The following is a 14,989-nucleotide window of genomic DNA, read 5'->3' on the forward strand; positions in this document are numbered from 1 at the left end:
ATGAGTAAACCCACTGAAATAACTGCTGTATCCGATAAACAAAAACCTATCGTATTTAGCGGCGCGCAGCCGTCCGGCGAATTGACTATTGGCAATTACATGGGTGCGCTGCGTCAGTGGGTACAGATGCAGGATGACTATGATTGCATCTATTGCATTGTTGACCTGCATGCAATCACTGCTCGTCAGGATCCAGCGCAGTTGCGTAAAAGAACTCTGGACACGTTGGCGCTGTATCTGGCTTGCGGTATTGATCCGCAGAAAAGCACCATTTTTGTTCAATCCCATGTGCCGGAGCACTCTCAACTGGGCTGGGCGCTGAACTGCTATACCTATTTCGGCGAACTGAGCCGCATGACCCAGTTCAAAGATAAATCAGCCCGTTATGCGGAAAACATTAACGCCGGTTTGTTCGATTATCCGGTCTTGATGGCGGCGGATATTTTGCTGTATCAGACTAACCAGGTACCAGTCGGTGAAGACCAGAAACAACACCTGGAACTGAGCCGTGATATCGCGGGCCGATTCAATGCGTTGTATGGCGATATTTTCAAAATCCCAGAGCCGTTTATTCCAAAAGCCGGTGCGCGGGTGATGTCCTTGCAGGATCCGACCAAAAAAAATGTCCAAGTCTGATGATAACCGCAATAACGTCATCGAATTATTGGAAGATCCTAAATCTGTAGTGAAAAAGATTAAACGCGCCATGACCGATTCTGATGAGCCAGCGGTTATCCGTTATGACACTGAGAAGAAAGCCGGTGTTTCTAACCTGTTGGATATCTTGTCAGGGGTGACAGGCCAGTCTATTCCTGAGCTGGAAGCCCAGTTTGAAGGCCAAATGTATGGTCATTTGAAAGGTGCAGTTGCCGATGCGGTTTCTGGCATGCTGAGCGAACTTCAGGCGCGTTATCATCAATATCGTGAAGACGAGGCTTTTTTGCAGGAAGTGATGCGTGAAGGTGCGGCTAAGGCGCGTGCTCGCGCGCAAGTTACGCTGGCAAAAGTGTATGAAGCTATTGGTTTTGTTGCTCATCCGTAAGTGAATCAATAAGTCATTCGAAGGGGGATCCTTCCCCCTTCAGAGTCAATTTGGCTTAACCCACTCTTTCCATTTGTTCCTTCGTCCCTGCTTTGCCGTGTTCTGCGCTGGAAAACCAGTTCAGTTTTTTGCGTAAATTAACCACACTGCCGACGATAATTAGGCTTGGGCTGTTGACCTGCTGTGCGAGTAATCCCAATTGGCTTAGTTCGCCGCTTACCACCCGCTGATGCCGCGAGGTACCGTTCTCGACCAGTGCCACTGGCGTTGTTGCAGGCATCTGGTGTTGAATCAATTGCTGCTGGATCTCACCTGCCTGTGATAGCCCCATATAGAACACCAGCGTTTGTTTTTCTGCCGCTAGATTGGCCCAATCCAGTTGACCGTCTTTTTTGGCGTGCCCGGTAATTAGCCGCACACTCTGCGCATGGTCACGATGGGTAAGCGGAATGCCGCTGTAGGCAGAACAGCCGGATGCAGCGGTAATTCCTGGCACCACCGAGAACGGTATCCCAGCCTCCGCCAGCGTTTCTAACTCTTCGCCGCCACGGCCAAAAATAAACGGGTCGCCGCCTTTCAAACGTACCACCCGTTTACCCTGTTGCGCCTGTTGCAACAGAATTTGATTGATTTGATCCTGCGGTACGCAGTGGCGGCCAGACTCTTTACCGACAAAAATGCGCTCCGCATCACGCCGTACTAAATTCATCACTTCATCGGACACCAGCCGGTCATATACCACCACGTCAGCTTGTTGGATCTGCTGCAACCCTTTTAATGTCAGCAAACCAGCATCCCCCGGCCCGGCTCCCACTAATACTACTTCGCCGCGATTAGACAGTGGCGCATTGAACAGTCGCTCAACGTGTTGTTCGACTTGTACCTGATCCTCATTAGCCAGTGATTGCGCCAGACGGTCATGGGTGAGTAGTTTTTCCCAGAAGCGGCGACGGTCAGTCATCGCGGTAAAATGCTGTTTCACCCGCTGACGTAAGTGGCCTGCCAACTGTGCCAATTGGCCCAAATGCTGTGGCAGCATAGCTTCCAGTTTTTCTCGCAGCAATCGCGCTAACACTGGAGCTTTTCCGCCAGAAGAGATAGCTATCATGATAGGAGAGCGGTCAATGATTGACGGCATAATAAAACTGGTGCGTTTTGGGTCATCAACCACATTGCAGAATATGCGTTGTTGGTTGGCGCTTTGATAGACCAACGCATTGACCGACAATTGGTCCGTTGCGGCAATCACCAGCCATTTTTCTGCCAGCAGTTCTGGTGCGAATTCGCCGCTGACTAATGAAAGTAGCCCTTGCTCCGCCCAATCGTGAAACTGCTCGGTAAATTCGCAGGCATTGACGGTGACGGCGGCACCCGCATCAAGCAATAAGCGGGCTTTACGTTCGGCCACTTCACCACCACCGACCAGCAGGCAGGCTTTGTTTTGCAGTTGGCAGAAAATCGGGAAGTAGTCCATGGGCAATCCTTCATTTTTGTGGCAGGAGGTAGCTATTTATAGTTCAGTGATCGAAGGGGCGACCGCACCTAGGGGCGCTTCGATGGCTTACGCCAGCTAGCGTTTTTATCGGCTTACGCCTAGTTGGCCCCAACGACACGTTTCCCCTTCATTCAGCTATTCAGTACGTTATTGCTTAGCAGCTTGTGGCGCATTGACTAGCGCAGGCTGTGGGCGTTGCTCCCGTGGGGTGGCATACCAATAACCCAAGCCCATAAAGACCGCGCCTGACAGGGTATTCCCCAGCGTGACCCACAACAGGTTATGACCGATGCCGCTCAGGGTGTAAGCCTCGCTGTGATGACCGAACCAAGACAAGGCGAACAGCGTCATATTTGCTACGGAGTGTTCGTAACCGGAGGCAATAAAGGCCAGCAAGCACCACCAGATGGCGATAAATTTGGCCGCACCTTCTACCCGAATTGCCATCCAGATCGCCAGACAAACCAGCCAGTTACATAATACACCTTTGAAGAATAAGGTCATAGCGGGCGCAGAGGTTTTTGCCAGCGCCGCGGTGTGCACCAAACTGGTATCCACTGACAGCAGGTTACCGCCGCCGTAGTAATAAAGCAGGGCAACAAAAACAGAACCCAGCAGATTCCCCAGCCAGGTTTGTGGCAGTACAGCCCACATTTGACTGGATTTAATAGTGCCCGCCTTGACCCCAAAGGTCAGGAACATGGTGTGGCCGGTAAACAGCTCAGAACCGGCGATAATCACCAACGTCAGCGCCAGGCCAAAGGTGGCCCCCATGACTAATGGGCGATAAGCGGGGTCAATCAGATTGCCCAGGGTGAAAATCAGAATAATGCCAAGGCCGACATAAGCACCGGCCATCGCTGAACCAATCCAAAATCCCAGCGGGCTTTCTTTCGCCAGTTTGACGATGCGGGCTGCGTTGGCCGCGCATTTGTTAATGGTGTCTGTATACATACTTTTTCCCAGTCCCCTTGCTCTTGACGCCACAGCGGTGTTCGCTGCACTCACCAACCCGAATCACTGACTTATGTCAGCTAGCTCGTTGGCTGCCTTGCTGCAACGCCAATATCTTTGGGGATGATTGATGTTATTTTTGTTAAGGATCCAGATTGACCGGATCCCCCAGTTATCTATCACGCTTTGACTTGCACTATGCCGTCGCGAACCCGCGCATCAAAATGGGCAACCGAGCGTGTTTCATCTTCCAGACAGAAGCCATCATGCAGGCGGAAGTGCTGTTTTTTCAGTGGGCTAGCCACCCACAAATCACCTTGATGTTCTGCAATTAATCCGCGTGAGAGCACGCTGGCCTGAGCGAAGGGGTCGATGTTGCTAATGGCAAACACTTGTTCGTCCGCATAAGGCCGGAATACCGCGACTTGATGCTCACCAATCAGGCCACATACGCCGCTACCGGGCAAAATATCGGCTAATGGGCAAAGTGGAATCCACTGACTCATAAGTTATCCTCCAGTTCCAGTACCCGAACAGGGATGCGTTCCTCCGGGCGGGCCGGGCGATGTTGGTCGCGTTCTGGCACCACGTGTACATTCGGGTCGCGCTGCGGGCTGTTGATAAAGTGGGCAAAACGAACTTGTGCGGCCGGATTTTCGACGGTGGCTTTCCATTCGCAAGTCACTTTATCGCGCAAGCGGGCAATATCGGTTTCCAATTGGTCGTTGATACCCAGCTTATCATCGAGGATCACCGCGCGCAGATAGTCGATGCCACCTTCCAGACTTTCCAGCCAGACTGAGGTGCGTTGCAGTTTATCGGCGGTACGGATGTAGAACATCATAAAGCGGTCGAGGTAGCGCATCAGGGTTTCTTCATCCAGATCCGCTGCCAGTAAGTCCGCATGACGTGGTTTCATCCCGCCGTTACCGCAGACATACAGGTTCCAGCCGTTTTCGGTGGCGATAATCCCGACATCTTTACCCTGTGCTTCTGAACACTCACGGGTGCAGCCGGAAACACCAAATTTCATTTTGTGTGGTGTACGGATGCCCTTGTAGCGGTGTTCCAGCGCGACACCGAAGCCAACGCTATCGCCAACCCCAAAGCGGCACCAGGTGCTACCGACGCAGGTTTTTGCCATACGCAGTGCTTTGGCATAGGCATGGCCGGTTTCAAAGCCCGCGTCAATCAGTTGTGCCCAGATAGCCGGCAGATCATCTTTCTGTGCGCCAAACATTCCAACGCGCTGTGAGCCGGTCAGTTTGGTATACAAGTTATATTGTTTGGCGATACGGCCTATGGCCAACAAGCCATCCGGCGTGATTTCGCCGCCCGGTGAGCGCGGGATAACCGAGTAAGTGCCGTCTTTTTGGATATTGCCGAGGAAGTTGTCGTTGGTATCCTGCAACGGGGTATGTTGCGGCTCCAATATATATTCATTCCAGCAGGAGGCCAGCAGCGAGCCGATGGTCGGTTTACACACTTCGCAGCCGTAGCCTTTACCGTATTTTTCCAACAGCGCGGCAAAGGTTTTAATTCCTTCGACCCGAATCAGGTGATACAGCTCTTGGCGTGAGTAGGCGAAGTGTTCACAGATATGATGATTGACTTCAATGCCTTGCTTGCTCAGTTCAGCATTGAGAACTTGTGTTACCAGCGGGATACAGCCGCCGCAACCGGTACCGGCTTTGGTGGCAGATTTCAGCGCGGCAACGGTGTGGCAACCCTGACCAATGGCTTGAATAATATCGCCTTTGGTCACATCAAAACAGGAACAGATTTGCGCGGTATCCGGCAGGGAATCAACCCCCATCGCGGGTTTACTGCCCGCATGGGCTGGCAAAATCAGGCTGTCGGGGTTTTCCGGTAATTCGATATTATTGAGTGCCAGTTGCAGCAAGTTGCCGTAATCGGTGGTATCACCCACCAGCACAGCTCCCAGCAAGGTTTTGTTATCCGCGCTGACCACCAGCCGTTTATAAATCTCTTTATTTTCATCCAGATAAACGTAGCTGCGTGCGCCTTCAGTGCGGCCATGAGCATCACCAATCCCACCGACGTCTACACCGAGGAGTTTGAGTTTGGCGCTCATATCGGCACCGTGGAAGGCATTTTCGCGGCCTAACAGATGATCAGCGGTGACTTGCGCCATTTTATAGCCCGGCGCGACCAGGCCAAAGGTGCGTTCTTGCCACGAGGCACACTCGCCAATGGCGTAGACATCGGGGTCGGAGGTTTGGCAATAATCATTGATAGCAATACCACCACGGCGCGCTGTGGCTAAACCGCATTGGTGAGCCAGTTTGTCTTGTGGGCGGATACCGGTGGAAAAGACAATAAAATCGACTTCTAACTGGCTACCATCGGCAAACAGCATGGTTTTACGGCTGTTTTGCCCGGCGTGGACAATTTCTTGGGTATTTTTGCCGGTATGAACTCTGACGCCCATGCGCTCAATCTTCTGACGCAGTTGGTCACCGCCCATTGCGTCAAGCTGTTCTGCCATTAATACCGGTGCAAACTCAATGACATGGGTTTCAACGCCAAGGCTTTTCAGCGCACCGGCGGCTTCCAACCCTAGCAGCCCGCCGCCGATAACCGCGCCACGTTTGCTGCGGCGAGTACAGGCTTCAATGGCATTTAAATCTTCAATGGTGCGGTAAACAAAGCAGTCTTGCCCTTCGCTGCCTTTAATCGGCGGGATCCACGGATAGGAGCCGGTCGCCATAATCAGCTTGTCGTAATACAGAGTACGGCCGCTGTTGGAGTGGATGACTTTCTCTTTGCGGTTAATGGTGATGGCGCGTTCGCCAACCAGCACTTTGACACCGTGCTTTTCATAAAAACCTTCACGAACCAGTGACAGTTCTTCCGCAGTGTGATGGGAGAAGTAAGAAGAAAGATGTACCCGGTCATAAGCGATGCGCGGTTCTTCGCAAAAGACGGTTACCTCAAATTGGTCCTTATCCGCTTTATCTAATAAGTCTTCGATAAAACGGTGGCCGACCATGCCATTGCCGATGATGGCAAGTTTGACTTTGCTCATTTTTGCCTCAATTTTTAATTTTCTACCTTCACCTTAATCTTCCGTGCAGCGCACTTATTGATGTAAATCAATTAGCTTTCCATATACCTCTAAGGTGGTAGATAAATGATTTTAAACGTTTTTTGATAAGTTGCGGATTTTATTCATCTTTAGCTGAAAGGTTTCAGTCTGAGATTTTAAATCATCAAAAAAGAAAATCAGGCAGCGGGCGGTTGGTCGGGTAAGCTAAAGCTAATAGTTTTTCGTTATGGCAAGAATATAAAAAAGATCACGGAGGCATCGATGACAGCGCAATCCTTACCAAATTATCTCCTCACCACGATTAATAATGTGCGATTGAGCGGGCAAGCGGGGCGGTGGCAGATAACTATCGCTGATGGCAAAATCAGTGCTATTTCGCCTCAACCAGAACAACTGACAACCGGTGCGGGCGTGCTGGATGCGCAGGGCGGCTTGGCGCTGCCACCATTTATCGAGCCGCATATTCATCTGGATACCACTCAAACCGCCGGGCAGCCAAGCTGGAACCAATCCGGCACCTTGTTTGAGGGCATTGAGCGCTGGGCTGAACGCAAAGTGCTACTGACTCGCGAGGATGTGAAACAGCGCGCCTGGCAAACATTGAAGTGGCAAATAGCCAATGGCATTCAGCATGTGCGCACCCATGTGGATGTTTCCGACCCCAGCCTGACGGCCTTAAGTGCCATGTTGGAAGTCAAAGAAGAAGTCAGTCCGTGGGTGGATATGCAGATTGTGGCCTTTCCGCAGGAGGGGATTCTCTCCTATCCTGATGGTGCCGCTCTTTTGGAAGAGGCGCTGCGACTAGGGGCGGATGTGGTTGGCGCTATTCCTCATTTTGAATTTACTCGCGAATATGGCGTCGAATCGCTACATATCGCCTTTGCATTGGCGCAAAAATACCAGCGGCTAGTGGATGTGCATTGCGATGAAATTGATGATGAGCAGTCACGTTTTGTTGAAACAGTGGCGGCACTGGCGCACCGGGAAAACATGGGTGCGCGCGTGACCGCCAGCCATACCACGGCGATGCACTCTTATAACGGCGCTTATACTTCACGGCTATTCCGCCTGTTGAAGCTGTCCGGTATTAACTTTGTGGCTAATCCTTTAGTCAATATCCACCTGCAAGGGCGCTTTGACACTTACCCCAAGCGACGGGGCATTACGCGGGTGAAAGAGATGTTGGCGGCACAGATTAATGTCTGTTTCGGTCATGACGATGTGTTCGACCCGTGGTATCCGTTAGGAACCGCCAATATGTTGCAGGTACTGCATATGGGGCTGCATATTTGCCAATTGATGGGATACGACCAAATCAATGATGGGCTGAATCTGATAACTCATAATAGCGCCAGAACGATGAGTTTATCGGATTATGGTTTGCAGCCCGGTAATCGCGCCAATCTGATTATTTTGCCCGCAGAAAGCGGTTTTGATGCGGTACGGCGGCAGGTGCCAGTGCGCTACTCTATTCGTCACGGCGTGGTAATTGCCAAAACGCAGCCAGCAGAGAGCCGGATTTATCTCGGTCAGGAAGAGGTGGTGAATTTCAAATAGGTATTGCCCTGCATCTAAGTGGCAGCAGGGCAGGAAAACCGGTTAATCAGTGAGTCTCATGGCCGTGGCTACGGTGCTTGGTGAAGAAGCCCAGAATCAGGCACATCACAAACACGGCAAGGTACAGGCCGTTGGCTGTTGTCAGCGCGGCATGTACACCACTGTTAGCCACAATCGGGCCAGTTACCACGAAGGTTAACATGGTGCCGACAGTACCGCAGGTCAGAATGAAGTTCACCAGTTTTGGTGAAGACACTTTGGTTTGCAGTGAACCCAATGTAATCAGCGTGGTGTAAATTGCGCTGGAAACAAAGCCCAATGCCAGAATGTAGTAGCTCAGATGCTCTGGATTATCCGTGCTAACAAACATATACATCGACAATGTCGCCAACGCCGCCAACACGGTGACGATGCGTTGCAGATCGAAAAAGCGCAGGATAAAGCTAAATACCCACATCCCAATCATATAGGAAATCCAGAAGTTACTGACTAACTGGCCTGCCTGGCTGATATCCATATTGAAGGTTTTGGTGGCGTATTCCGGCACCCACTGGATGAAACCGAGTTGGCCCAAGATATAACATAGCGCGGCAATCGCCAGGAACAGCACGCCGATACCCCATTTTTCTTTCGTGACAGGCTTGCTCTGGTCAGTGGCTTTATGGCCCAGCACCGGGAATTCAGAGCACAATGTCAGCACGAAAATCCCCACATACAACAAACCGATGCAGGCATAGACCCAGTACCATTCGATATGCCGCGCCAGCAGCATGGCAGCCACAACCGGGAAGATCATCCCGGCCATACTGAAGAAGGAGTCAGTAAACAGCAGGCGTGAACCGCGCTGACGTCCTGCGTACATATGGGTTACCAGGAAGGTACCTATCGACATGGTTATCCCGCTGACCACCCCGAGGATAAACATGCTGATGGAGAAGACCATCAGATTATGCCCAACCATTAATCCGGCAATTGCGATTAACATCAGAATGAAACCAAACACTAACTGACGTTTTAACGGAATGATTTCCATCAACCAGGCATTGAGGAAGATTGAAATCAAAATGCCCGCGTTAAGGAAAGTAAATGTGTTACTCATACTGGCAATAGGCAGATTAAAGTATTCTGCGATATTCCCCATCACCATCCCGGTGACAATAACTAACGCACCGGTAAGGGCGTAAGAAAAGTAACTGATCCAAGTTAGCCGAATGCGATTGCTGTTATTCATAAATAGGCCTGTGTGTCAGTATCAAATAAATAAGAGTTAAAGACAGATAATAGCTAAAAACGGGCATAGGGCTAAAAAGGCATCAAACCCGTTTCCAGCTCTAAGGCGGCGGATCCTAGCACAGGCATTGCTATATTTTGTGATGTATATCCGATTTTTAATGCAATTGATATGATGCTGTTGCGAATAATAGTGAGGCATCACAGATTCTGACTCGGAACAAATGAGAAATACTCTTATTTTAATGAGAATTGACACCGCGTTAAGCCTGGTTCATATATGATCTCCCACGAACTCGAACTATCAGCGCCAATAAAAACTGTCAATAAAACAGAGAGTAATCAATTGTATTTTTGTTATACCCAAAATAATTCGAATTGCAGGAAGGTGGCAATGCAATGAACCCAATGAGTTGTTATAAATCAAAATATTGGGTTGATCGTGGCAACCAGCACACATGCAGTCTGAAGTATGCAGGGTATATTGAGATAAAGGAATTATCGTGATGAACCGTGGGATTTCCGTTGCCATGCCATTGGTACATGGATGCCATTAGGCCAAATGCATTATCGCAGAAGGTGCTATTCCGCCTGGCTGGGGATAGCCGCGATTCTGATGCTCTTTATCGCTCCCGTGGTGTCATCCTCACTGGCGCTTTCGTATGACCAAAATACTGCGGCCATGTCGGAGACCGACTGTGCCACGGAGATGGCGCATCATGATAACCAAACCGCCCAGACCACCCATTCCGGGCAGCATGAGGCCACCCATAATGACATGATGATGGGTCATGCCGCCTGTGGCTATTGTGTATTACTGATCCACCTTCCGTTGCTTAATACGGCTTTTAAAGCCGATATTCTCACCGTCTTACTGCTGGCTGAGGTATCACCCTCCTCATTCATCTATTCAAAAATTATTGACGATACCTATTCCGAAAACCAACCGCGTGCTCCTCCATTCTTCTATTCCTGATAATCCGATAAAAAAATAAAACCCTTTTTCTGGTATGGACAATTCCCTACTGGAGTGATTTGTATTACCCAAGGAATAGTTATGTCTGGTAAGAATAAAATCTTTAAAAAAACATTATTAGCATGTGCAATAACCACGACCCTTTCTGTATTGGCCTTAAATGCTTTGGCTATGGAACATGATAACGGGGTTACCCATCAGCCGGTGGCGAATAACGCAATCGGTAATGATTCCGCCAAAAAAGCCCATGACGCTGATGTCATTACCGTTACTGCGCCAACGTTCTCTCCACTCACCATCGTCACCTCACCTAAAACGCCCCGTCAACCCGTGCCTGCGAGTGATGGTGCTGACTATCTGAAAACCATTCCCGGTTTTTCGCAAATCCGCAATGGCGGAACTAATGGTGATGTGGTTTTCCGTGGCATGTTTGGTTCGCGCATAAAGATTCTGACGGATGGGGCTGAAACGCTGGGAACATGCCCATCACGGATGGATGCGCCTACGTCGTATATTTCACCAGAGAGTTTTGATCTGCTAACGGTAGTCAAAGGGCCACAATCTGTACTGTGGGGGCCGGGAGCGTCTGCGGGAACCATTTTGTTTGAGCGTGAACAACCCCATTTTGCCGACGCGGGTATCAAAGGAAATGCCAGTTTACTGGTGGGTTCTAATGGCCGCTGGGATAAAAACATTGATGCCAGCTTGGGCAACGAGCAAGGCTATTTGCGTATGATGGGGAATCAGTCTCAAGCCGGAGATTATAAAGACGGTGATGGTACACGGGTGCCATCGAAATGGGACAAATGGAATGCCGATATGGCACTGGGCTGGACACCGGATGCGGATACTTTGTTTGAGCTAACGGCGGGTCAGGGTGATGGTAAAGCAAAATATGCCGCACGGGGCATGGACGGTTCTCAATTCTTGCGGGAAAGTTTGGGTGGTCGCTTTGAAAAAACCAATATTGGTGACGTGCTGGATAAAATCGAAGCGAAAGTTTATTACAACTACGTCAATCATATTATGGATAACCACACGTTACGTACCCCGCCGATGATGGCAATGACCAGTAATCTGGACCGGCGCACAATGGGGGGCCGGGTTATGGGGACCTGGTTGTGGGAAGACATTAAACTGGAGGCGGGAACAGACCTGCAAACCAACACGCACCGTAAAAATAAACAAGGCAATTGGAGTAAAAATGCCCGCTTCGATAATTATGGCATGTTCGGTGAGTTGACCTGGGCTGCCAGCGAGCAAGATAAACTGATTACCGGTGCCCGTATTGACCATCACCACGTCACAAATTACACCCGTGCCGATGAACCGACACGCTCAGCTACGCTGCCTGCCGGTTTCATGCGTTTTGAACATAATCTGGCTGACCTGCCTGTCATGTGGTACGCCGGATTGGGCCATACTGAGCGTTTTCCTGATTACTGGGAGCTGTTTTCACCGAAAGTTGGGCCTACCGGGTTCGGCAGTGCTTTTGAGGGCGTCGCCAGTGAGAAAACCACTCAGCTTGATATCGGTACCCAATATAGTGGCGAGCAGCTAAATGGTTGGATATCGGCTTATTTGGGCCGGGTTAACGATTTTATTCTGTTCAAGTATGACCCGAAAAACCTGCGTATCAGTCAGGCGGAAAATATCAATGCCACCATCATGGGAGCAGAGATGGGGGCCGGGTATGCGTTCAGTGACCATTGGAAAACCGATGCCAGTGTGGCTTATGCCTGGGGGGAAAATACCAGTAACAACCGCCCCTTGCCGCAAATCCCCCCACTGGAAGCACGCTTGGGGCTGACCTATGAAACCGGCAGTTGGAGCAGCACCGCACTATGGCGGCTGGTTAGTAGCCAGCATCGGGTTGCGATTAACGAGGGGAATGTGGTTGGCAAAGACTTTGCTGACAGTGCCGGTTTTGGCGTCCTGTCCGCTAATGTGGCCTACAAGTTGACCCAACAAGTGAAAATCAGTAGCGGCGTGGATAATTTGCTGAATAAAGCTTACAGCGAGCACCTCAACCTAGCGGGTAACAGCGGATTTGGTTATTCCACCAATACCGCAGTGAACGAGCCGGGCCGTACCTTTTGGGCAAAACTGAATGTGACGTTCTAATCGGAATTCCCGCGTGAAATTAGCTGGGTGGCAGGCATTGGCTTGCCACCTTTTTCAATGAATTACCGTTCGTTAAAGGCTCTTTTTAGGCGGCATAACCGAATTACGCATCACAATCGTGGGCGGGAAATTGGCGTTGGTAATCAGTGGGTTAATTAGCAGTCGGGTGGCGTATTGCGCCATTTCCACAATGGGGAAATGCAAACTGGTTAACGCCGGGCAAACAAACGGGGCGCGTTCACCGCTGTCATAGCAGATCAGTGAGATATCTTGTGGCACTTGCAAATGGTGTTTGTTGATAGCCAGCAGCGCACCAATGGCCATTTCTTCGTTACAACAATAAATCGCTGTCGGCAGGCGGGGTTGTTGCAGGATTTCATCTGCTCGCTGGTAGCCACTTTCTAAATCATAAACGCCTTCCACACTGGCGACCGGTTCCAAACCGGCCAATTGCATGGCATCAATGAAACCCTGACGACGCAGCAAACTGGAATAGCGCTGGGCCGATCCGCTGATGCAGGCGATATCGCGGTGACCCGCATCAATAAGCACCTGTGTTGCCATCTGGCTGGCACTGCGGTGATCGAAGGTGACACAGCGGGCTTCAAGACCCGGAACCAGCCGGTCAAGCAACACGAAGGGCCGATCTGCTGCGGCAAGTTGGCGCAATTTCTCATCACTGAGAAAACGCACATGCAAAATTAAGCCATCACAGCGCAAGTTATACAGCCGCTGAATGGCCTGCCACTCCTTCTCGGCGTTATCTCGCCCCTGAGTCACCAGGAGCTGCTTACCCTGAGATTCAGTTTCTGTTTGCACAAAATCCATCAACGCACCAAAAAATCCCCCCCGATAAGAGGTGGTCACCAGCCCCAGCGTATTGCTCTGGCTGGAGGCCAGCGCGCGTGCCGCAGGATTAGGGGTATAACCCAGAACCGCGACGGCTTGCTCAACTTTCTCGCGGGTTGGCGTTTTGACATTGGTATCACCGTTGACCACGCGGGAAACCGTAGCACGGGAAACCCCGGCTAATGCCGCGACGTCTTCTAGTGTGACCATCATCTTGCTCCAATCCCCTTTGTGCCTGAAGACGCAGAGAGTTAGCTCCACTTACTCACCCGAGTCACTTACTTGAGTAAGCTCATCGGGATTCATTCGTTTGCTACCTACCTGCGACTCCAATTACGTTGGGTATAAAATGAGTTAATGTTACAAATCTTTGAACTGAGGCAGGTAAGGTTTGTTGACCAGTAGAACCTCTTCTAATAACGGCTGGGCAATGCTGGCATTACCGATCAGTGGGTTGGTCACTAATGCCAGCAAGGCGCTGCGACGGTCACCGTGCACCGCCGCTTCAATCGTCAAACGTTCATAGGCTTTCACTTGCTGAGTCAGTCCATGCATAGAAACCGGCAATGAGCCGAAGGTGAGCGGATGGGCACCCTGAGCATCAATAATGCAGTTAGTTTCTACCACAGAATTGTCAGATAATCCGCGAATCGCACCACGATTTGTTGTATTGACAACTAATTGTGTACCCAAATTATTATGGATTGCGCGAATAAGCTCCAGTGCGACTTCAGAATAAAACGATCCACCGCGGAAACTGAGCTGCTCGGGTTTACTGTCCAGATGGGGATCAGCGTACAGTTCAAACAACGCCTTTTCTACCTGCATCACTTGTTCGGCCCGCGTCCCGCGCTCTGCGGCAGCCGCCATCTCTTCTGCCAGCATATCCTGAGTCTGGTAGAAATAGCGGTGATACGGGCAAGGAATCGCGCCCATAGCTCGCAGGAACTCCGGTGGCCAAGGAGCTTCCTTGATATTGTTCATGGTCAGTGAGGCACCATCACACAGCATATTCAGCACCGCGGCGGTGACATCTTTACCCTGCTGTAACACCTCATGCACCCATACCATATGGTTCAGCCCAGCAAAGCGCAGTTGGATATCTTCATAAGGCGCTTTTAGCAAATTAGCTATCATATGATGCATACTGATTGGGACATTACACAAACCAATGATTTTTGCTTTACTATAACGAGAAACGGCTTCGGTGACGATTCCGGCCGGATTAGTGAAGTTGATAATCCAGGCATCCGGTGCCAGTCGTTCGACTTTCGACGCGATATCCAGCATCACTGGAATAGTGCGCAGTGCTTTGGCAAAACCCCCCACCCCGGTTGTTTCCTGACCCAGCAGGTTGTATTTCAGCCCCAAGCGCTCATCTGCCGCTCGTGCGGGTAACTGCCCAACCCGGAACTGCGTCAGCACAAAGCTGGCCCCTTCAATGGCGCTATCCAGCGAGAAGTGAACGCTGACATTAACGTGTTCCAGCCCGTGGCGTGCCAGCATCCGGCGGGTGAGTGCGGCAATAATTTCTACTTTTTGACGGCCCAGTTCTACATCAGCCAGTGCCAATTCGGTGACCGGCAACTCATTGATCCGTTGAATCAGTCCATCAACCAACTCCGGTGTATAGCTACTGCCGCCACCAATAATGGCAATTTTAAAGGTTTTCATAACGTGGCCTCAAAAGGG

10 protein-coding genes and 1 pseudogene are annotated in these 14,989 nt (G+C 50.6%); 4 read left to right on the top strand and 7 right to left on the bottom strand.

Annotated elements, in window-relative coordinates; all coding sequences use genetic code 11:
- Positions 1-1,042, top strand: a pseudogene (gene trpS / locus YALDO0001_RS08960) (tryptophan--tRNA ligase).
- 55 nt (positions 1,043-1,097) lie between these two features.
- On the opposite strand, the gene cysG reads toward trpS, so the two are convergent.
- The 4 genes from cysG to nirB all read right to left on the bottom strand — a co-directional run bounded on the left by cysG (position 1,098) and on the right by nirB (position 6,540).
- Positions 1,098-2,516, bottom strand: a complete 1,419-nt coding sequence (gene cysG / locus YALDO0001_RS08965; RefSeq protein ID WP_004702237.1) for a siroheme synthase CysG — start codon at positions 2,514-2,516, stop codon at positions 1,098-1,100.
- A 168-nt stretch (positions 2,517-2,684) separates the two neighbouring features.
- Positions 2,685-3,491, bottom strand: coding sequence for a nitrite transporter NirC (gene nirC / locus YALDO0001_RS08970; RefSeq protein WP_004702239.1), 807 nt, complete (start codon positions 3,489-3,491; stop codon positions 2,685-2,687).
- Between the two features lie 179 nt (positions 3,492-3,670).
- Positions 3,671-3,997, bottom strand: a complete 327-nt coding sequence (nirD, locus tag YALDO0001_RS08975) for a nitrite reductase small subunit NirD (protein ID WP_005159717.1) — start codon at positions 3,995-3,997, stop codon at positions 3,671-3,673.
- A complete protein-coding gene (nirB, locus tag YALDO0001_RS08980) occupies positions 3,994-6,540 on the bottom strand; it encodes a nitrite reductase large subunit NirB (RefSeq protein WP_004702243.1) in 2,547 nt (848 codons plus the stop codon). Before nirB ends, nirD begins: the two co-directional genes overlap by 4 nt.
- A 282-nt stretch (positions 6,541-6,822) precedes the next feature.
- On the opposite strand from nirB, the gene YALDO0001_RS08985 reads away from it, so the two are divergent.
- Complete coding sequence (locus YALDO0001_RS08985) at positions 6,823-8,118, top strand: cytosine deaminase (RefSeq protein WP_004702246.1); 1,296 nt, start codon at positions 6,823-6,825, stop codon at positions 8,116-8,118.
- A gap of 46 nt (positions 8,119-8,164) precedes the next feature.
- Here the strand turns inward: YALDO0001_RS08985 and tsgA are convergent, their stop codons facing one another.
- Positions 8,165-9,349 (bottom strand): MFS transporter TsgA, encoded by a 1,185-nt coding sequence (gene tsgA, locus YALDO0001_RS08990; protein WP_004702248.1) that lies wholly within the window; start codon positions 9,347-9,349, stop codon positions 8,165-8,167.
- Between the two features lie 546 nt (positions 9,350-9,895).
- Between tsgA and YALDO0001_RS08995 the strand changes: the two genes are divergently transcribed.
- Together YALDO0001_RS08995 and YALDO0001_RS09000 are read left to right on the top strand one after the other, a co-directional pair.
- Entirely contained in the window at positions 9,896-10,324 is a 429-nt protein-coding gene (locus YALDO0001_RS08995) for a DUF2946 domain-containing protein (RefSeq protein ID WP_042839628.1), read from the top strand.
- A gap of 171 nt (positions 10,325-10,495) precedes the next feature.
- Positions 10,496-12,448 carry a TonB-dependent copper receptor gene (locus YALDO0001_RS09000; protein WP_390170113.1) on the top strand — a complete coding sequence of 651 codons (1,953 nt, stop codon included), beginning with the start codon at positions 10,496-10,498 and terminating at the stop codon, positions 12,446-12,448.
- Positions 12,449-12,520: 72 nt separating this feature from the next.
- Here YALDO0001_RS09000 and YALDO0001_RS09005 read toward each other — a convergent pair whose 3' ends face one another.
- Both YALDO0001_RS09005 and YALDO0001_RS09010 read right to left on the bottom strand, forming a co-directional pair.
- Positions 12,521-13,507 carry a LacI family DNA-binding transcriptional regulator gene (locus YALDO0001_RS09005; RefSeq protein WP_042839637.1) on the bottom strand — a complete coding sequence of 329 codons (987 nt, stop codon included), beginning with the start codon at positions 13,505-13,507 and terminating at the stop codon, positions 12,521-12,523.
- A 150-nt stretch (positions 13,508-13,657) separates the two neighbouring features.
- Entirely contained in the window at positions 13,658-14,971 is a 1,314-nt protein-coding gene (locus YALDO0001_RS09010) for a 6-phospho-beta-glucosidase (protein WP_004702260.1), read from the bottom strand.
- Between the last annotated feature and the right edge of the window lie 18 nt (positions 14,972-14,989).

Origin of the sequence: Yersinia aldovae ATCC 35236, from assembly GCF_000173735.1 — a bacterium.
In the GTDB taxonomy this organism is placed as follows: domain Bacteria; phylum Pseudomonadota; class Gammaproteobacteria; order Enterobacterales; family Enterobacteriaceae; genus Yersinia; species Yersinia aldovae.